The sequence below is a fragment of the Campylobacter gracilis genome (genome assembly GCF_018374135.1).
Classification (GTDB): Bacteria; Campylobacterota; Campylobacteria; order Campylobacterales; family Campylobacteraceae; genus Campylobacter_B; species Campylobacter_B gracilis_A.
Map to the genome: position 1 here is coordinate 28834 of NZ_JAHAFS010000013.1, position 20187 is coordinate 49020.

A 20187-nucleotide genomic window follows, 5' to 3' on the forward strand; every position below is an offset into this window, starting at 1 on the left:
TAAATTTTAATCCCGCAGCTTCGTTCAAATTTTACCCGCCTCGCTACGTGCTACTTGCGGCAAAGCCTAGTCTCTCGCCTCTGCGCCCGCCTCATCCGCGCCCTTATGAAGCGCGGAATTTATCCAAGGCCGCGTGCGAGAAGTTTATCCGAGTTCGCATAAGCGCAAATTTCATCCGCGCTCAATACGTATAATTAAGCGTCAACATAAAATTCCGCGGCTCGCCGTAGTAGTTGTTATGGCCCGCGACGCGATTTTGCGTATTTTGAAAATACTTCTTATCCGTGATGTTTTTGACCGCAAAATTTACGCTAAAGTGCTTGTCGAAATGATAGCCGACGTTCGCGTCCCACAGCGCGTAAGCCTTCTGCGGCGCGGCGTAATACGCAACGTTTTCGCGATATATCGAAGCGGTTTTGCTCTGATAGCGCACGCCCGTACCCAGGGTGATCTTACGATTTTCGCCGAGCGGAATTTCATAGTTCGTATAGAGCTTAAACAGATGCTTCGGAATGTAGCGCTTGGCGTTTGCGCCCTTGCTATAATCGACCGCTGCGGAGGTTCTTTCCGTCTTTAAATAGACGCTGCGGTTGAAAGTATATCCTGCGAATAATTTCCAATTCTCAGTAAGCGAGCCTTGTAGCTCGGCATCCACGCCGCGGCTTCGCACCTTGCCCTCGGCGATGGAGTAGTTCGTATTAAGAGGATCACTCATCGCCCTATTTTTCTGAATGATCTGAAACAGCGCAACATTCGTATTAAGTGCACCGTCAAAAAATTCTCCCTTCACGCCGGTTTCTAAATTATAGCCGACGACGGGATCTAAAATTTTACCGTCCTTGTCGCGCGCGGCTTGCGGCTTAAAAATTTCGGCATAGCTTGCGTACCACGAAAAATTATCCGCAAAGTCCCAGACCACTCCCGCATACGGCGTGAAATCCGATTTGCTCGGGCTCGCGCTATGCGAAGCCGTGCCGCGCAAAATATTATAATAATACCTGCTGTAGGTTACCTTCGAAAAGCGCCCGCCAAGCAAAAAGTGAAAATCGTCGGTTAAGTTTAATCTAGTCCCGAGCGAGATCGCGCGCTGCTTTATGGTAGTGGAGCTTCGGTCTTTAAAGCTAGCGGCACTGCTCCAATCGGGCTGGGCAATCCTTGAGCGGTCCCAGTTATAAATATTCATCCCCAGCGACGCCAGAGACGAATCTCTCGTCCTAGTCTCGCGCCAATTAAGCTTTTCGTTGCTAAGCGAGCCGTTTAAGAAAAAGTCGTGCTTCTGCCCGAATGCTTCGAATTTACCGTCTAGCCCCGTTTGAAACCCGATCTCTTTGGAGTCGTTATCGTAAATCCTATATCGCACCGTATGCGACGTGGTGCCGTTGTAAGGATTTGCCCCGCCGAGCGCTCCGAATTTTAACATGCTGTCGCTATCGGTATAATTGAGCCTCGCATAGGCTTTTATATCATCGCTAAATTCGTGCGAGAGCTCGCTGTAGACGTTAAATTTTTTATATTCGCTCTCATCCCAGTTTGAGCCGAAATAGCTTCTGCGCGGTAAATTTAATAAATTTTTTTGATTATCCAAGACGGGCACGCCGTAAATATCATAGACGCCGACGGTTTTTTGCCACAAAAATCCCGCGCTAAGAAGCGTCTTATCGGCCACGTCAAATTCCGTCGAAACGCCGACGCCTTCGCGATAGCCGTTGCGCGGATAGTCCTTAAACGAGCCCGTTTTACTTAAAATTCCGATCAACCGCGCGCGTGCCGTACCGCTTTGATTTACCGCGTCCGTTACGTCGATCATACCGCGATAATTATCCCAGCTACCGCTGCTTAGACTTGCGTTAAAGCCGAACTGATCGCTCGGGTGCTTTCGGATTAAATTTATCGTGCCGCCGGGCTCGCCATTGCTTTGCGTAAGGCCCGCTACGCCGCGCAGAACCTCAACGCGATCGTAGAATTCCAAATCGGTAAATTCCTTCGATGAGCCCAGCGGCCCGAACACGGAGCTGGAAACCGAGCTTGCGATGCCGTCTTCTTGGATATTATCGACATAAAAGCCACGCGAGACGATGCGATTGCCGCCTGCGTCGTTATTTAGCGAAATGCCGGTGGCGTATTTTGAAAGAGCCTCTTCGGCGTTGTGTAAGTTCAGATCTTTTAAAAGCTGATTGGAGATGACGCTTATAGACTGCGGCGTTTCTCTTATGCTTAAATTTAGCCCCGTCGCGGTGCTCATATTGCCCGTCGTATAAGAGCCCGTACCCTCGGTAGTGGACAGATCGGCCTTGCCCGTGACGTTTATGGTGCCGAGATTATCGTCGTCCAAACCCTGCAGCGTAGAATTTGCCGCGCTACCGCTTTGCGGCATGGAATTTTGTGCAACGCCTTTAGTAGCGGGGCTTACGACGGCGTTGCCCTGCGGCGCGGAATTTGCAGCGGTAGGGCGGTTTCCAGGTTTTTGCGCAGAGCTTTGCGATGACGAAATTTTAGAGGCAGAGCTTGCGGCAGACGAGTTTTGAGAAGCGTCGCTATTTTGCGTCGCAGTAAGCCAAAACGGCGAGCAAAGTAGCGCAAAAGAGAGCAAAATTTTACCCTTTTTCATAAAAATCCTTTTTAGATTTTATAATCTATATCAATTTACTGGCGAGATTATCTTACAATTCTTCTTAAATAATAATAAAATTTTTAATAAACTAAATCATAAAATTTTATATGCAATTACTAATTTAACGGAATTTAATAAGATATATTGACGAATTTTTAAGCAAAATTTATATAAATTTTAAAAAGTATATGAATTTGAAAAACAAAGGATTTAAAAATTTAAAATTTTAAAATTCCGCCACTTTAAAATAACGTAAGCGACGGAATTTAGCGTTTATCGGCGTTTGGTCTTGCGATTACGATAGCACTAGCACCGGTACAAGCGCATTGTGTAAGATATCCTCGGAGACGCTGCCTAAAAAGAGCTTTTTGAAAAACCCTTTCGTAAAGGCACCGGTAGCGATCAGATCGAGATTATTGGCGCGGCGATATTTGATGATCTCATCGGCGGGAACTTCCGCTTGGATGTATTTGAAAGTGGCGTTTTGAGTGCCTAAAATTTCGCGCGCCAGATCCAGCATCCGCTCGCCCTCTGTGGCATCGAGATTGATGTGCAAGACATGCTTATGTGCGCTCGCAAGAAGCTTTGAGTTCTTTATAAACTCAAGCGTGCGCTTCGCCGCATCGGTGCCGTCAAACGCGATGAGCACGGAGTTAATCGGCGAAAATTCTTTATTTACGAGCAGCGACGGCACGTGAAGCTCCTTTATTAGCACGCTTGCGTTAAAGCCTACGTCCTCGTTATTTGAGCCCTTGATACCGAGTACAAAAATTTCAGCTTCGTCCTTATACTCGGCGATAACGTCGATAAAATCGCCATCTTTAATGATCTTACTCGCCTTCACGCCCGCAGCAGTCGCAGCGCAGATATATTCATCCAGCATCGCTTCGGCTTCTTCGTGGTCCTTTTCCGCATCCACGCCGCCTAATGTGGGACTTCCGTAGCTATTTGCAAGGATATCATTCTCTCCTAGGACGATCCCGCCTGCGGCTAGCCCATAAAAATTCTCGCCAAGCTCCGGAATTTCAACCACGTGAATAAACACGAGCTCGGCACCCAAGGTTTTAGCGACATAAATTCCATAATCTCTAACTGCCGGGGCAAGCGCATTTTGATCGACGCAAGTGATGACCTTTTTCATTTTTCGTCCTTTTATAAGATAAAATTTTAATCAAAATAAGCTTATCAAATTTTGTATAAAAGTTATTTAAATTCGGCAGATTTGAATGCAGCGCGGGTGATTTTGTAAAATTCTAAAGCCGCGTCGTAATGAGTTTGTGAGGCGTGGGCGCGCTTGTGGTAAGCTAGCTCAGGCTCGGCGTGACAGCGAGCTAGCAGTTACAGTACGTAGTAGGCGGCCAAAAAGCGTTGCGGATGCGGTAGGCAAGGTACGGCGCGGACGATTTTGAAATTTATTAAGCCGCTAAAGGCGCGGTTAAAGCGCCGTTATTGCGGTTAATAGCCCAAAGATGATCCCCGGGAAATTCGCCGCGGCGAGCGGATAGTCCTCTTTTTAGGCTTTAGCAGACCGTAACTAACCCATATCGTGCAGTTTATCGCGGCTGCAAGCGGCTGGAGAAACGGGACTTTGTTGCCGTCTAAATTCGCCATTATGTTTGGCACGTAAGATACGTACATGATGACCGACAGGCATGTGCCCGCCCAACCTAAAATTTGTAAATTTCTTTCGCTCATTGATTTTCCTTTTTAGAAATACGTTTCAAATTTGCAAATGAAACGGAGCGGGATTTTAATATATTAAAAATAAGAAACGAATTAAAAGATGGCAAAGAGTGGGATTTGCCTTTAAAAATTTATCGCAAAGATTTCTAGCTGCTCGTGTCTGCGTAAATTTTAAAGCGGCGTTTAAGGCGCGCATTTTAAAAAACGGCGAAATTTAAAACGCTAGGCGGCGCGGCGATATTTAAATTTAAAAAGGCTAAATTTAGCGGCGACCGCGACGAAATTTAAGTGAATTTGCCGAGGCGAAAGCCATTAAATACATTGCTCTGAAGGCTCGCGGCTAAATTTAAGTAAAATTTTGCAGCATAATCGCAGCAAAATTTTGAAAATATGAGGATTAAATTTTAAAAGGCTTAATAGCCCGCGTTTGCGATCGCTTCGGCTTGAGAGTGCGCGATGAGCGGATCGATGATCTCGTCGAACAAGCCGCCCGCCATGATCGCGTCCAGGCGGTAGAGCGTTAAATTTATGCGGTGGTCGCTGATGCGGTTTTGCGGATAGTTGTAGGTGCGGATCCGCCCCGAGCGGTCGCCGGTGCCCACCTGATCCTTGCGATCTTTGCGCTCTTTCTCTAAGCGCTCCTGCTCCTGCATATCGTAAAGGCGCGCCTTTAGCACCTTCATCGCCGCCTCTTTGTTTTTGTGCTGATCCTTGCCATCTTGGTTGGTAACGACTAAACCGGTCGGGATATGAGTGATGCGAACGGCGCTATCGGTAGTATTTACGGACTGCCCGCCGTGGCCGGAGCTGCGCATAACGTCGATGCGAAGGTCGTTCGGATTGATCTGTATCTCGCTATCCTCGATCTCCGGCATGACGGCAACGGTGATTGCGGAGGTATGCACCCTGCCCTGGCTCTCCGTTTCAGGGACGCGCTGCACGCGGTGGGTGCCGCCTTCAAATTTCAGCCGCGAATACGCTCCCGCGCCTTTTACGAGCAAGATAGCTTCTTTATAACCGCCGACGCTACCTTCGCTGGTGCTTACGATCTCGCATTTATAACCGCGAAGATCGGCGTAGCGCAGATATGCGCCGAGCAGATCGCCCGCAAACAGCGCCGCTTCGTCGCCGCCTGTACCGGCGCGAATCTCAAGGAAGATATTTTTATCGTCGTTGGGGTCTTTCGGAAGCAGTAAAATTTTGATCTTTTCTTCAAGCTGCGGCTTTTGCGTCTCTAAGTTTTTAAGCTCCTCTTTGGCTAGCTCGCCCAGATCGGCATCGCTTAGCAGGGCTTTGTTTTCTTCGATCTGATTTAAAATTTTAAGATACTCGCTAGCCGCCTCTTTGATCGGCTCGATATTGCGCTGCTCCTTAGATAGCGCCGTCATATTAGCGATATCTGCAGTAACTGCGGGATCGCTAAGCATGCGCGAAAGCTCGTCGTAGCGATCCAAAAAAGGCTTTAGTTTATCGGCTAGCATTTAAATTTTATGCGTAAGGGGCGCTTACGCGGCGGTTTTTAAAGAATTTACAAGTTTGGCTAGGCGGCTTACTTTTCTGCTCGCGGTCTGTTTTTTCAAAAAGCCCCTGCTTACGAAGCTGTGAAAGCTTTCATTAGCCGTTTTTAAAGCCTCGGCGGCTGCGTCTAGATCCTTGCTCTCGACCGCCTCTCTTACGGCTTTTGTGATATTTTTTACTCTGGTGCGATAAAATCTATTTCGCTCCGTTCTTTTTATGGTTTGTCTCGCGCGTTTTTCGGCGGATTTGTGATTTGCCATAACGTCCCTTTCGGTTGAATTTGAACCTGCGATTATACGTAAAAAATATTTAATCGACGCTTAATTTAAGTAAAATTTAAATATAGTTTAAATTTATTAAGATTAAACTTTTTCTGGTAGAATTTCCCGATTTTTATACAAGGATTTGATAATGAAACTTTTCGGAACGGACGGCGTACGAGGCAAAGCGGGAGAATTTTTGACCGCCGAGCTTGCAATGCGCGTAGCGATGGCAGCGGGAATTTATTTTAGGAAAAATTCCGTTACGAATATGATTTTAGTCGGCAAAGATACCCGCAGAAGCGGCTATATGATAGAAACAGCGATCGTTGCAGGCCTTACCTCGGTGGGCTACAACGTCCGCCAGATCGGACCGATGCCTACTCCTGCGATTGCTTTTCTTACGGAAGATATGCGCTGCGACGCGGGCATCATGATAAGCGCAAGCCACAATCCATACTACGACAACGGCATTAAATTTTTCAACAGCGAGGGCTTCAAACTCGACGAAAAAGAGGAAGCGCAGATCGAAAAAATTTATTTCAGCGACGAACTCATTGCCGAGGCGCGCACCAAAATGATGCAAATCGGCGCCGCAAAGCGCGTGGACGACGTCATCGGCAGATATATCGTGCATATTAAAAATTCCTTCCCGAAGCAAAAGACGCTGCACGGGCTTCGCGTCGTGCTTGATTGCGCAAACGGAGCAAGCTACAGGGTCGCGCCTACGGTATTTAACGAGCTGGGGGCCGAAACGATCGTCATCGGCGACGAACCCAACGGCAAAAATATAAACGACGCTTGCGGTGCGCTAAGCCCGCAAAATTTAGCCTCGGAGGTCAAAAGATTACGCGCCGACGTGGGCTTTGCCTTTGACGGCGACGCCGACAGACTCGTGGTCGTGGACGAAAACGGAGAGATCATCCACGGCGACGCGCTACTTGGAATTTTAGCAGTCTATTTGAAAGGAAAAAATCACTTAGCAGGCAATAAAATGGTAGCCACAGTAATGAGTAATTCTGCGCTGGAGGATTTTTTAGCTAAACACGACATCGCGCTTCATCGCTGCAATGTAGGCGATAAATTTGTACTTGAGACGATGCACGAACTAGGCGCAAATTTTGGCGGCGAGCAGAGCGGGCACGTGATTTTCGGCGATTACGCCAAAACGGGCGACGGCATCGCAAGCGCGCTGCAATTTGCCGCTTGCATGTTGGATATGAAAAAGAAGGCAAGCGAATTTTCGGGGATGATTAAGCCCTATCCACAAATTTTAAAGAATTTAAAAATTTCGGATAAAAAGCCGCTTGAAAAATTAAAAGGGCTAAAGGAGCTTGAAGCAAGCCTTAAAACGGACAAGATCCGCTCGCTCTTTCGCTACTCCGGCACCGAAAACGTTATCCGCCTCTTAATCGAGGGCAAAAACGAAAAATTGCTACAAAAGCGAATGGACGAGGTCGAAAAATTTTTTACTAAAGCCCTAAATGAGTAGCGATTTTATAAAATTTTACGGCGCGACAAGCTACCAGCTCCACATGAAAAGCACAGGCAAAAAACGCAGGCTTTATATATTTAAATTTGGATTGCAAGATGGCTAAGACCTGTATTAAATTTATCCTGCTTTTCGCGGTGATCTTTGCGATCGATCAAACGATCAAGCTCGCGTTTTTAAACGGCTTTTCGTGGCAGGGGGAGTTTTTTTCGCTAGAGCTTACACTTAATCGCGGCGTTGCGTTTTCGATGTTTGCGTTTTTGGGCGAAAATTTAAAATTTATCCAGATCGCGCTGATCTCAGCGCTTGCAGCGTATGTATTTTGCCATAAAAAGCTCTTTTGTGAGCACTGGATGCCGTTTGCGCTGATGCTCGCGGGAGGCTGCTCGAACCTGCTCGATCGCTTCATTCGCGGCGGCGTGGTCGATTATGTCGCATGGCATAAGTGGTTTGAGTTTGCGGTGTTTAATTTTGCCGACGTGATGATCGATCTAGCCGTGGTGATTTTTATTTTTCAGGGCTTACGCACCGCAAAAAAGGAGAAAAATGAAGAGAAATAATTACATCGCTTACGCGCTTTGGTTTTTAGGCGCGTTTTCGTGGATCGCAGCTATGCCAATCGGTGGCGGACTGCATAGAATTTATTGCGGCAAATTTATCAGCGGATTTGCTCAAATCGCGCTATTTTGGCTGGGAAGTTTTACGCTGTGGTTTTTAGTGGGCTTTTTGTTTTGGGCGATTTGGGGAATTTGGATTTTGCTAGATATATTTTTCGTAGGAATTTGGGTAGAAGATTTAAATGCTTTTGCAAGCGAGACTGAGGAAGACGACTACGAAGGACGTCTAAAAAAAGTCGATGCGCTCTTTGAGCTGTATCAAAAAGGCGCGATTTCTAAAGAAGAATTCGAGGCGCGAAAAGAAATTTTAATAAGAGATTAAGGAGAAAAAATGAGTTACTATTGGTTTAAATTTGTCCATTTTGCGGGCTTTATTTCATGGATGGCGATGCTGTTTTACATGCCGCGCCTGTATGTTTATCATGCTGAAAATTTAGACAAGCCGGATTTCGTAAAGGTCGTTAAAAAGATGGAGCGGATGCTGTATCACGCGATTGGCTGGATAGCAATGGCAGTGACGGTTTTTAGCGGCGTGATGCTTATCATTTTAAATCCGGGGCTTATGAAAATGGGGTATTTTCATATAAAATTACTAGCCGGAGTTTTGTTAATCTGTTATCATTTGTGGCTGTATTATTATATGTATAAATTTGAAAAAAACGAGTGTCACAGGAGCGGAAAATACTTCCGTGCGATCAACGAAGGCCCTACGATCATAATGTTTATAATACTTTATGCAATGCTAATAATGCCGAATTTACCGAGCAACTAGCCCGTTTTGATAAAAATTTAATTAAAATTTGCATAAAATTAGAGCAAAATTTTAAAGGAAGCATGTGCAACATATCATTAAGAAAATTTTATCAAGTGAAAGTAGTGCCGGCGTTATATTACTTCTATCCGCGGTTTTTGCGATCGTAGCTCAAAACGTAGAATTTTTATCAAAGTATTATGAAGCGTTTTTGCATCTAAGTTTTACAATAGGCGTGGGTTCTGCGAAGCTCGACGAATCGATGCATTTTTTAGTAAACGACGTGCTTATGGCGATATTCTTCTTTGCCATCGGACTTGAGCTCAAGCGCGAAAAGATCGAAGGGCAGTTGCGCCATTTCTCTCAAATTTTACTTCCTAGCTTCGCGGCTTTGGGCGGAGTAATGATGCCCGCAATCATATTTTCGATCATCAACTGGGGCGATGCCGTCGCGATGAAGGGCTGGGCAATCCCTACGGCGACCGATATCGCTTTTGCCGTGGGCGTTATGGCGCTTTTAGGCAAAAAAATCCCGGCTAGCCTTAAAATTTTCGTTTTGACACTTGCGATAATGGACGATCTGTGTGCAATTTTAATCATCGCTTTGTTTTATTCCTCTACCATAAACGCAATCTATCTAGGCGGCGCGGCTGCCTGTGTCGCAATAATGCTAGCGATGAGCAGACTTGGCGTTGATAAAAAGCTTCCGTTTATCATCGTAGCCGTTGTGCTGTGGGTAATGGTACTAAACTCCGGCATCCACGCGACCATCGCAGGAGTACTGGCGGGCTTTTGCATCCCGCTTAAGACCCGCTCGGGCTCTATGCTAAAGGATATGGAGCACGGACTAGCCTACCCAGTAAATTTCTTCATCTTGCCGATCTTTGCCTTTACAAACGCAGGCGTTTCGCTAGCGGGCATCAGTCCTAGCTTCCTTTTCGGTCCGGTGCCTATGGGCATTATGCTCGGACTATTTTTTGGTAAACAGATCGGAATTTTTGCCTTCAGCTGGATCTTAATCAAAGCCAAAATCGCCTACATGCCCGAAAATGCAGGCTGGCCACAGCTTTACGCAGTAGCAATCATCTGTGGTATTGGCTTTACGATGGCGCTTTTCGTCGATGGCCTCGCATACGGCGGCAGCGATATGTATCATTACACGGACAAGCTCGCGGTATTTTTAGGCTCGATAATTTCCGGGGTAGTGGGATTTTTCGTCGCAAAAGCAGTCGCGGTAAAACAAAGCTAAAATCCGTAAAAAGATTAAAATCTTAAAATTCTACCGCTCAAAAATTTTAAAAATTTAAGAGCGACTCTAAATTTTAAAAATTTATACGCTACAAAATTTAGCTTAAAATTTTAGCTTAAAATTCTGTTTGATCCAAGCGCAGCTTAAATCACCAAAATCCCCGCATTTTGCATTAAGCTTAGCGCGCATTCGTCGTAGTATCCGCGCTCATGGTTCGGCGCATCGTAGGTAGCTACCGCATCGCGCGGAACGATGACGTCCTTATCCTCGCCAGTTTCGTTGAGATAGGTGCGCAGGCTAAGCGTGAACTGCATCACGCAGATGTCGGTGCAACAGCCCGTAATCACAAAGCGATCGAAGCCGTCCAGAATTTTCTTATCCAAATTATGAAAGCCGTTCGTGCTGCGCTTAAAAGTGACGTTTTGCTCGCTTACGTAGGGCGCGAGCTCCTCGATCACCTCCGCTTCGGGCGAGCCAACTAGACAGTGGATCGGGTAGCGCTTCATCTCCAAATCCCGCTCGGCGTGAGCGTCACAGATGAAATGCACATTTTTCGCCGCCTCAATCTGTTTAAGCACCGCAGGAGCGATCTTTGCTATGCTGGGATCGGCCATCGCGCCGAATTTTACGAAGCCGTTTACCATATCGATCACAAATACCAAAGTTTTCATCAAAACTCCTTATAAATTTCAGGTTTCATATCTTTTAAAAGATCCATTTTAGCGCGAAATTTTAAAATTTCGTCTAAATCCGCTCGAGCAATCTTCACGGCCTCTTTTTTGCCTAGGCGCGCGACGATCTCACCGCCCGGACCGATCAGCATGGAATTTCCGCCGAAACTCTCGCCCTGCCCCGTATCGCCGCAGCCGTTTACTGCGCAGATAAAAATTTGATTTTCGATCGAGCGGGCCTTAGCGAGCGTGATAAAATGCTCTATGCGGCTTTGCGCAAACTGCGCGATCACAAAAACTATCTGCGCGCCGCAAAGCGCTAAGGCACGAAAAATTTCACAAAAGCGCAGATCATAGCAGATCACGACGCCGATTTTGACCGCGCGATTTTGAAATTTTATCTCGCAAATGCCTAGCTTATCGCCGCCGCTTACGATCTCGTTTTCGCGAGCGAGCGAAAAGGCATGGATCTTGTCGTAGCGTAAAATTTTGGCTCCGTTTTGATAGACGAAAGCGGAATTGTAAATTTTATCTTGCCTAGAATTTATCGCTCCGCCAATCAAAACGGCGCCGTTTTTTTGCGAAATTTCGCTTAAAAATTTTTTCGTATGAGCAGCGTTCGTATCGGCGAGCTCTTTAAATTTAGCCGTATTAAAACTCGTATTAAATGCCTCGGGCAGCACCGCTACGTCCGCACCGCGTTTTAACGCGCGGTTTATCAGCTCGCGCGCGCGAATAAAATTTTGCTCGCAATCTGCAAAATTTTGAGCTACTTTCACATCCATTTGCAAAATAGCGATTTTCATAAAACCTCCTATTTAGGCGCTAAGCGCATAACATTTGCATGCGTAAGCGCGATAGCTATGGCATCGGTGATGTCAAGCGGCTTAATCTCCTTATTAATCCCCAAGATCCGCTTCACCATGAACGCAACCTGCTCCTTCGCCGCCTTTGCTTTGCCCGTGACCGATTTTTTTACCTGAAGTGGCGTATATTCGGCAAAATTTCCAAAAATTTGTAAAATTTTAAGAGCCAGCGCACCGCGAAACTGAGCGAGCTTTAAAACAGACTGCGGGTTGTAGGCATAAAACATCGATTCTACCGCGACCTCATCAATTTTATGAGCGCTAAAAATTTGATCGATCGCCTCGCTCATCTGCGTCATTTGAAATTGCACGTTTTCAGCCTTCATTTTTACTAGTCCAGCCTCGATGAGTTTTATCTTATTCACATCTTTTTCCAGAATCGCATAGCCTAAATTTCTAGTTCCTGGATCAATTCCTAAAATTTTCATAGCCACCTTTCACGCTTATTCACGGCTTAATCACCGGTGAATAAACTGAAATTTACCGCAAATTTAGTGAAATTTAGCTAAAATAGCGGCTTAATTTATAAGGGAATTTAATGGCGACGTCACAAGCACAAGAAATTTTATCAAACCTAGAGAAGGAAATTTTACCTATCGAATACTCTAGATACATTAAAAATTTGAAATTTAACGATAAAAGCTCTACACCCCAATTTTTCATCTACAACGCAACTAACGAGTTTATCGCTAAATACGCTCAGACAAAATACGGCACTAAAATAAAAGAACTTATCAAAAAACAATTTGGACTAAACGACGTGATCGTCAAAATTACCTCAAAGGCTAAAATTTCACCGAAGGAAAAGGTAAAAATCATCTCGGAAAAGCCAAAGAGCACGATTCTAAGCGAAAATTATAATTTTGAAAATTTTATCATCGGTGACTCAAATAAATTTGCCTTCGAGTGTTCGGTATCCGTCGCGAAAGAGCCTGGAATTCGCTTTAATCCGCTCTTTATCTACGGACCTAGTGGGCTTGGAAAAACTCACCTGCTTCAATCGATCGGAAATTACTGCATCAAAAAGGGAAAGACCGTCATTTGTGTCACCAGCGAGCAGTTTGCTAATGATTTCGTCTTTAACCTTAAAAACAACTCGATCGATAAATTTAAACAAAAATACCGCAACTGCGACGTTTTGCTCATCGACGACATTCAGTTTTTAATCGGGCGCGATAAGGCTCAGGAAGAGCTTTTTTATACGTTTAACGAGTTAAAAGACAAAAACTGCCAAATCGTGCTAACCAACGACCTACCACCAAAATTCCTAAAAGGCTTTGAAAGTCGCCTCACAACGCGATTTGAAAGCGGCATAATAGCAAACATAACCCCGCCGGATCTAGAAACTAAAATCGCTATTATCAATAAAAAAAGCGAAGAAAATCGCGTTAGAATTCCACACGACGTCGTAGAATATATCGCTGCAAATATGGGCGACAATATCCGCGAGATCGAAGGCGCGATTAATAAACTAAATGCCTATTCCTCAATACTTCGCACAAAGATTACGCTGGAATTTACCAAAAGTACACTACAAGATCAAATTCACCAAAAATATTCAAGCGTGAATCTCGAACACGTCATCGAGGTGATCTCAAAAGAACTGAACGTAAAACCTAGTGAACTAAAGAGCAAAACGCGAGCTAAAAACGTCGTCGAAGCGCGTCAAATTTGCATATATCTAACCAAACAGTTAACTCAAAACTCAATGCCTAAAATCGCCGCATTTTTTAATCTAAAAGATCACAGCGCCATCAGCAAAAATATCAAAAAAATCAACGAGCTCATACAAACCGACGAGATGTTAAAGATAAAAATCGAAGAGCTAAAAAACAAAATAACCAAAAAGGACAAGAATGAAATTTAAACTTTATAAAAATAAAGCAAAAAAGGTGAATGAAAGTGAATAAAACAAAGCTACTTACTCACTGGATAAACTACCTAAAGACAAGTTTTAGAATAAGTTTTTCACAAAAACCACTTACCAACTACTACAACGATAAAAATTTAAAAGGATAAAAATATGAAAGTGTTAATCACTAAAAAACTTCTAGAAGAGATAGTTTCAAATACGAGCTCCTATCTTGATAAAAAAGATCTAAGCTCGATAACTTCGCATCTTTTAATGAGTGCAAAAAATGGAATTTTTAGTATAAAAGCTACCGATCACGAAATCGGTCTAAGCTATAATCTTCAAAACGTCTCAATAGAAACAGAGGGAGAAGCTACAGCAAATGGAGGCAAGCTCCTTAGCGTAATTAAAGGTCTAAGCGACGATAACGTTACTTTAGAAACTGTCAACGGAGTGCTATTCGTAAAGCAAAAAAAATCCAAGTACAAGCTTCCGATGTTTGAGACGAGGGATTTTCCAAGCTTCCCTACAATAGATGGTAAAAACAGTTTTGACGTAAATGCTGGAATTTTAGGCAGAAGTCTTAAAAAAATCTATCCGTCGATCGATACGAACAATCCAAAATATGAGCTAAATGGAGCCTTAATCGACGTAAAAGAGGGCTTTTTAAATTTAGTCGGAACCGATACAAAGCGACTTAGCGTTTATAAGCTGATCACTCAATCAAAAGCGAGCGAGCTAGATACTAAAATTTTAATTCCTAAAAAGGCGATAGGCGAAATTCAAAAATTATTTTCGGATAAAATTAAAATTTACTACGACGAAAACGTGCTACTAGCAGTGAGCGAAAATTTTGAGTTTTTTACAAAGCTTATTAACGGCAAATTTCCAAACTACGAGCGCGTTATCCCAAACGATACGGCATATAAAATTTTAATTCCGCGCGATAAGATGGTAAGTGGCGTACGAGCGATAAACGCTATGTGCGAGGAGATGAAAGTTACCATTAAAAAGGACGGAATGGTTTTTGAAAGCATAAACGAGGATAATTCCGAGGCAAAGACCGAAATTGAAGCGGCGATCGAGATAAACGGCGAGATAGTTTTTGGTGTTAAAAATCGCTTTTTGCTAGATTTTTTAAGTAATATCGAGAGCGAAATTTTTGAGCTTGATTTTAACAGCTCCGATACGGCATTCGTGCTTAGCGCGGATGGTTTAAAAACGGTCGTCATGCCGATAAATAATATTTAAAGGAAAATTATGAAGCAAAATTACGGCGCTAGTAATATTAAAGTTTTAAAAGGTCTTGAAGCCGTTAGGAAGCGCCCCGGTATGTATATCGGAGACACCAATATCGGCGGACTTCACCATATGATCTACGAGGTAGTGGATAACTCGATCGACGAGGCGATGGCAGGTTACTGCGACACGATCGATATCGAAATTACAAACGAGGGAAGTTGTATCGTTAGTGATAACGGTCGTGGAATCCCAGTGGATATACATCCGACTGAAAAAATTCCTGCCGCGACGGTAGTTTTAACCGTGCTTCACGCAGGCGGTAAATTTGACAAAGACACTTATAAAGTCTCCGGCGGTCTACACGGCGTAGGCGTTAGCGTCGTAAATGCGCTCTCAAAAAAGCTAGTCGCTACGATCAAACGTGACGGAAATATTTATAGACAAGAATTTGCCAAAGGAATTCCTACTACAGAGCTTGAAAAGATAAAAACTACCAACCGCACGGGCACTACGATCGAGTTTTGGCCCGACGGCGAAATTTTTGAAATTTTAGAATTTGATGATGAAATTTTATCAAAAAGATTTCGCGAGCTAGCGTATCTAAATCCAAAAATTACGATAAATTTTAAAGATAACCGCACTGGCAGGGACGAGCACTTTCACTTCGAAGGCGGCTTGGAGAGCTTTGTAAACGATATGAATAAAGCGCCTGCCATATCCAAAGCCGTATCGTTTAGTGACAGCGCGGATGATGTTATGGTGGATTTTGCGCTTATGTATAACGAAACGTATAACGAAAATTTACTAAGCTTCGTAAATAATATCAAAACTCCGGACGGCGGTACGCATGAGGCGGGATTTAGAGCGGGTCTTACTCGCGCGATAACAAATTACGTCGCGGCAAATGCGGCTGCGCGCGAAAAGGATACAAAGATTACCGGCGACGACGTTCGCGAGGGGCTTATCGCGGTAATTAGCGTCAAGGTTCCCGAACCGCAGTTTGAGGGACAAACTAAAGGTAAGCTGGGCTCTAGCTATGTTAAGCCGATCGTGCAAAAGATGGCGTTTGAGGTGCTTAGCAAGTATTTTGAAGAAAATCCGATTGAAGCGCGCGCCATTATGAATAAGGCCCTTTTAGCTGCGCGCGGTCGCGAAGCGGCAAAAAAAGCGCGCGATCTAACGCGCAAAAAAGACAATATAAATTCCGTCGGCACCCTTCCGGGAAAGTTAGCCGATTGCCAGAGCAAAGATGCAAGCATTAGCGAAATTTATCTAGTCGAGGGCGATAGTGCGGGCGGTTCGGCGAAGCAGGGAAGAGACCGCGTGTTTCAAGCGATACTGCCGCTTAGAGGTAAAATTTTAAACGTAGAAAAGGCGCGCCTGGATAGAATTTTACAATCCGAAGAGATTAAAAATATGATTACGGCCTTTGGCTGCGGCATCGGCGAGGAATTTAACGAAGAGAAGCTCCGATATCACAAAATCATCATTATGACCGATGCGGACGTCGACGGTAGTCACATCCAGACGCTGCTTCTAACATTTTTCTTTAGATTTTTGCGCCCTATCGTGGAAAACGGCTATGTTTATCTGGCACAGCCGCCGCTTTTTAGATATAAAAAGGGCAAAAAAGAGATTTATCTGAAAGACGAAAAGGCGCTGAGCGAGTTTTTGATCGAAACGGGCATCGATATGGGCGAGTTTGAAGGCATCGGCAACGAGGATCTGATCGATTATCTAAAAATCGTCTCAAACTACCGCTCGCTTCTGAATGAGCTTAAAAAGCGCTTCAGCGTGCTTAGCGCGATCAGATTTTTGATAGAAAACGACGAAGCGCGAAGCCTCGGCTATGAGGAGCTATTTAAAATTTTAAAACCGCGCCTAGAAAGCGAAGGATTTAATATCTTAAATTCCTACGTAAATGATGAAGGCATTAGAATTTATGTCCAAACTCCGAGCGGCTTAGAACAGCTCGTGATAGATGAGAATTTATTTGGCAATTATATCTTTGAAGAGGCGATCAGAGTTTATTCGAAGATCAAAGAACGGGATGTAAGCTTTGGTAAAGATTTTATTGAAATTTTAGATGAAATCGAAAAAAGCTCGAAAAAAGGCGCTTATATTCAGCGCTATAAAGGTCTTGGAGAGATGAATCCGGAGCAGCTTTGGGAAACAACTATGAGCCCTGAAAATCGAAGGCTTTTAAAAATAAATATCGCCAATGCGCAGAGCGCTAGCGATACCTTTAATCTTTTCATGGGCGACGAGGTCGAGCCGCGTCGAAACTACATCCAAGATCATGCTAAAGACGTTAAACACTTGGATATATAATGTCTGTTCTATTTAGTGAGACCAAAGAGCGCGAAAACCGCTTCATAACGGCGCTTAAAATTTCGGTGCCGTTCACCTGTGTTTTGATTGTTTTTGGAATTATTTTATTCCGAAATGGTGAGTTTAAATTTGATGATATAATTTTGTTTTTGATACTTTTGATCTGCTATGTTTATTATGTCATCTATCAAATTTATTTTGGCTTTCAAAAAACGCTGATAGATCCCGTTACTCACGTATTTGTGCGAGAGGAGATCGAAAAAATTTTAAGCAACGATCTAGCTAAAAATCGTCAAATAAATATCGTTCTTTTGCGAATTAAAAATATCATCGACATAAACGATCGATACGGCTATAAAAACGGCGATGAAATTTTATACGAGTATTGTAAAGAACTTTCAAATTTTATGGCGGAGCAGGGTTTTAAGGACCTTCCGATCGGGCGCTTTATAAACGGTTACTTTGTATTCGGCGTAGAATCAAAAGCTACGAATTTAAGCCATATTTTGCGGATGTTTGAACATAAAATTTCAAGTCAAACGATTAAAAATGTAGAGATAAAAAGCGAATTTACGATGCTTCCAAGCTCCTATGATCGCAATCTAAATAATATCGTAAATGCGCTATTTTATAAGATAAATCACCTGGACGACGAAGAGCACGGCGAGAAAGCGATCGACGTAGAAAAGGTATTAATTGACGTATTTTCCGCCGACGTAATGGAAGCAATCGATAGCGAAAATTTCAGCTTTAAATATCAGCGTGTTGCAGATAAAAACGGCGTAAAATCGCATATAAATTTAATCCCGAAACTCGATCTAAGAAGCGGCGAAAAGATCACAAAAAGTAGAATTTTAGATATTTTGCTTCTAAATCATTACGATATTAAATACGATATTTCGATGATGAGGCAGATTTCTAGGATCATCTATTTTAAAGATATTGACGCTAAAATTTTTATCGAGATCATGCCTCAGACCCTGCGAAATAACGAGTTTCGCAATGAAATTTTAAAGCTCATTGATAATAATCTGATCGATCCAAAAAAGATCGTGTTTGAGTTTAACGAAAAGCTTATCTATTCGGAGATCAAGCGTTTTGATGAAATTTTGATTAAATTCCGTGAACTTGGATTTAGCTTCGCGCTGTCGCAGTTCGGCGGCTCAAACGCGAGCTTTGAGTATTTAAAATTTTTAGAAGTGGATTTTATCGTTTATGACATAGAATTTAACAAAAATTTGAACGACGAAAAGATTAAAAATATATTTATCGGCATCAACGAAGCCTGCGCTAAATCAGGTATCAAAACCGTAATGCGTTTCGTTGATAAAGAGGAATTTCAAATGCAGCTTTATAAAATGGGTATCGATTATATTCAGGGATTTTGCGTCGAAAAGCCGAACGATATATCGAATTTAAGGAGATCATAGTGAGATACGGTGAAGAGGAAATTGAAAAATTTGACATCGAAAATTTAGAAGTTTGGCCAAATAAACAGGAGCGTGATTATTTGATAAAAATAACCCTGCCCGAGTTTTGCTGCCGCTGCCCGCGCTCGGGCTATCCGGACTTTGCGACGATCTATTTGGAATATATCCCGGATAAGCTCGTAGTCGAGCTTAAAGCGATTAAAATTTACATAAATTCCTTTATGGATCGCTACATCAGCCACGAGGATAGTATAAATGAAATTTACGGCGCGCTGCAAAGCAAGCTAAAGCCTAAATTTATGAAAATCACGGGCGATTTTAATCCGCGCGGCAACGTCCACACGGTAATTGAAATAAACTCGGATCAAATTTACTGATGATAAGCTCAAATTTAGTCGAACAAATTTTTAAATCCGCAAGCATTAGCCGTTGGAACGATTACCCAAAGATGGTGAGTTTAGTCGAGCTCGACAAGCAGGCGCATAAATTTATAATCGCTTATTTCATCGCTAGCTTTGAGCGCGATGTGGATATCAACTACGTGATAGAAGCGGGGATATTTGAGTTTTTAGCGCGCATCGTCGTGACCGACATCCGTCCGGACGTCTTTCATCAGATACAAAAAACCAAGAAAAAAAAGATCAACGAATGGGTTTTAAGCGTCCTAGAAAGCGATCTTTTGCCTATTCAAAACGGCGAGTTTTTAGAGCGATTTAAAAAATATCTAAATTCCAAAGATCATAAGAAAGAAGCCGTAATCTTAAAGGCGGCGAGCTACCTTTCTACGCGCTGGGAATTTAACATCGTCTATCAAACGAGCCAGTTTCTAAACGACATCGAGGAGCTAAAAGCCAAGGTCGAGGAGGAGCTCGAGGATTATTACGAGCTTATCGGCGTGCGAAAGATCGTGATGAACAAAAAGCTTGCCCGCATAGTCGATCTTAGCGGCAGACTTCGTTTTCAAAAGCGCTGGGCGCAGACGCCGCGCATCCCTGAAACATCAGTGTTAGGACATATGCTGGTAGTCGCGATTTTAAGCTACTTTTTCTCGCTTGAAGTGGGTGCGTGCCGCTCGCGCACGGCATATAATTTTTTCTGCGCGTTATTTCACGATCTACCAGAAAGTCTAACTCGCGACATTATTAGTCCCGTAAAATACGGCGTTAAAGGCCTTAGCGACATCATAGGCGAATATGAGATGCGGCTAATAGACGATAAAATTTTACCTTTCGTGCCGGAACATATGCGAGATGATTTCAGTTATATTTTGGGTATCCGCAAAGAGGGCGGTAAATTTATAAAAGACGAGTTTGAAAACCGCACTTTCGAGCTAGGCAAGGAGCCTAAATTTGCAGAGGGCAGCCTAAAGATGTTTAACGAAGATAAATTTCGCGCAATCGACGGCAAAGCGCTTAAGTATTGTGATAAACTAGCGGCGTTTTTCGAGGCTGGAATTTCGATCAGCTACGGCGTTAAAAGCAAGGAGCTGCTTAGCGGGTATAATTCGATGCTGGAATTTTTCAAATCAAAGCCAAAAATTGAAGGCGTCGATTTTCAGAGTGTTTGCGAGGATTTCAAAGAGCATTTCGGGCTTAATAGGATCGATTTATAAAA

19 protein-coding genes are annotated in these 20187 nt (G+C 43.6%); 11 read left to right on the top strand and 8 right to left on the bottom strand.

Features of this window, described 5'->3' with window-relative positions; genetic code table 11:
• Positions 1–181 precede the first annotated feature (181 nt).
• The 5 genes from KH703_RS07130 to rpsT all read right to left on the bottom strand — a co-directional run bounded on the left by KH703_RS07130 (position 182) and on the right by rpsT (position 6072).
• Positions 182–2608, bottom strand: a complete 2427-nt coding sequence (locus tag KH703_RS07130) for a TonB-dependent siderophore receptor (RefSeq protein ID WP_304295223.1) — start codon at positions 2606–2608, stop codon at positions 182–184.
• Between the two features lie 298 nt (positions 2609–2906).
• A complete protein-coding gene (locus KH703_RS07135; RefSeq protein ID WP_304295224.1) occupies positions 2907–3752 on the bottom strand; it encodes a universal stress protein in 846 nt (281 codons plus the stop codon).
• Between the two features lie 314 nt (positions 3753–4066).
• Positions 4067–4306 carry a SemiSWEET family transporter gene (locus tag KH703_RS07140; RefSeq protein ID WP_304295225.1) on the bottom strand — a complete coding sequence of 80 codons (240 nt, stop codon included), beginning with the start codon at positions 4304–4306 and terminating at the stop codon, positions 4067–4069.
• A gap of 401 nt (positions 4307–4707) precedes the next feature.
• Complete coding sequence (gene prfA, locus KH703_RS07145; RefSeq protein ID WP_297997269.1) at positions 4708–5775, bottom strand: peptide chain release factor 1; 1068 nt, start codon at positions 5773–5775, stop codon at positions 4708–4710.
• Positions 5776–5799: 24 nt separating this feature from the next.
• Positions 5800–6072: a 30S ribosomal protein S20 gene (rpsT, locus tag KH703_RS07150; protein ID WP_304295226.1), complete on the bottom strand. Its 273-nt coding sequence runs from the start codon at positions 6070–6072 to the stop codon at positions 5800–5802.
• Positions 6073–6223: 151 nt separating this feature from the next.
• On the opposite strand from rpsT, the gene glmM reads away from it, so the two are divergent.
• The 5 genes from glmM (at position 6224) to nhaA (ending at position 10181) form a co-directional block, all read left to right on the top strand.
• Positions 6224–7564 carry a phosphoglucosamine mutase gene (gene glmM / locus KH703_RS07155; RefSeq protein ID WP_304295227.1) on the top strand — a complete coding sequence of 447 codons (1341 nt, stop codon included), beginning with the start codon at positions 6224–6226 and terminating at the stop codon, positions 7562–7564.
• Between the two features lie 98 nt (positions 7565–7662).
• Entirely contained in the window at positions 7663–8124 is a 462-nt protein-coding gene (gene lspA, locus KH703_RS07160) for a signal peptidase II (protein ID WP_304295228.1), read from the top strand.
• Positions 8111–8503 (top strand): NINE protein, encoded by a 393-nt coding sequence (locus KH703_RS07165; RefSeq protein WP_005872930.1) that lies wholly within the window; start codon positions 8111–8113, stop codon positions 8501–8503. The genes lspA and KH703_RS07165 overlap by 14 nt, the downstream gene beginning before the upstream one ends.
• A gap of 9 nt (positions 8504–8512) precedes the next feature.
• Positions 8513–8953 carry a CopD family protein gene (locus KH703_RS07170; RefSeq protein WP_177386933.1) on the top strand — a complete coding sequence of 147 codons (441 nt, stop codon included), beginning with the start codon at positions 8513–8515 and terminating at the stop codon, positions 8951–8953.
• Positions 8954–9017: 64 nt separating this feature from the next.
• On the top strand, positions 9018–10181 hold the full coding sequence (nhaA, locus tag KH703_RS07175) for a Na+/H+ antiporter NhaA (RefSeq protein ID WP_005872933.1): 1164 nt from the start codon (positions 9018–9020) through the stop codon (positions 10179–10181).
• Positions 10182–10324: 143 nt separating this feature from the next.
• On the opposite strand, the gene KH703_RS07180 is transcribed toward nhaA, so the two are convergent.
• Genes KH703_RS07180 through ruvC form a run of 3 tightly spaced genes read right to left on the bottom strand, consistent with a single transcriptional unit; the run spans position 10325 to position 12146 of the window.
• Positions 10325–10852: a cysteine hydrolase family protein gene (locus KH703_RS07180; protein WP_005872935.1), complete on the bottom strand. Its 528-nt coding sequence runs from the start codon at positions 10850–10852 to the stop codon at positions 10325–10327.
• Positions 10852–11658 carry a nitrilase-related carbon-nitrogen hydrolase gene (locus KH703_RS07185; RefSeq protein ID WP_304295229.1) on the bottom strand — a complete coding sequence of 269 codons (807 nt, stop codon included), beginning with the start codon at positions 11656–11658 and terminating at the stop codon, positions 10852–10854. Before KH703_RS07185 ends, KH703_RS07180 begins: the two co-directional genes overlap by 1 nt.
• 8 nt (positions 11659–11666) lie before the next feature.
• Positions 11667–12146: a crossover junction endodeoxyribonuclease RuvC gene (gene ruvC / locus KH703_RS07190; protein WP_304295230.1), complete on the bottom strand. Its 480-nt coding sequence runs from the start codon at positions 12144–12146 to the stop codon at positions 11667–11669.
• Between the two features lie 110 nt (positions 12147–12256).
• Here ruvC and dnaA point away from each other — a divergent pair, with 110 nt between their 5' ends.
• The 6 genes from dnaA (at position 12257) to KH703_RS07220 (ending at position 20185) form a co-directional block, all read left to right on the top strand.
• Complete coding sequence (dnaA, locus tag KH703_RS07195; RefSeq protein WP_304295231.1) at positions 12257–13585, top strand: chromosomal replication initiator protein DnaA; 1329 nt, start codon at positions 12257–12259, stop codon at positions 13583–13585.
• A 156-nt stretch (positions 13586–13741) separates the two neighbouring features.
• Positions 13742–14821 (top strand): DNA polymerase III subunit beta, encoded by a 1080-nt coding sequence (dnaN, locus tag KH703_RS07200; RefSeq protein ID WP_304295232.1) that lies wholly within the window; start codon positions 13742–13744, stop codon positions 14819–14821.
• Between the two features lie 9 nt (positions 14822–14830).
• On the top strand, positions 14831–17143 hold the full coding sequence (gene gyrB, locus KH703_RS07205; protein WP_304295233.1) for a DNA topoisomerase (ATP-hydrolyzing) subunit B: 2313 nt from the start codon (positions 14831–14833) through the stop codon (positions 17141–17143).
• Entirely contained in the window at positions 17143–18573 is a 1431-nt protein-coding gene (locus KH703_RS07210) for an EAL domain-containing protein (protein ID WP_304295234.1), read from the top strand. Before gyrB ends, KH703_RS07210 begins: the two co-directional genes overlap by 1 nt.
• Entirely contained in the window at positions 18573–18950 is a 378-nt protein-coding gene (gene queF, locus KH703_RS07215; RefSeq protein ID WP_304295235.1) for a preQ(1) synthase, read from the top strand. The genes KH703_RS07210 and queF overlap by 1 nt, the downstream gene beginning before the upstream one ends.
• Positions 18950–20185: an HD domain-containing protein gene (locus KH703_RS07220; protein WP_304295236.1), complete on the top strand. Its 1236-nt coding sequence runs from the start codon at positions 18950–18952 to the stop codon at positions 20183–20185. The genes queF and KH703_RS07220 overlap by 1 nt, the downstream gene beginning before the upstream one ends.
• The last annotated feature ends 2 nt before the right edge of the window (positions 20186–20187 follow it).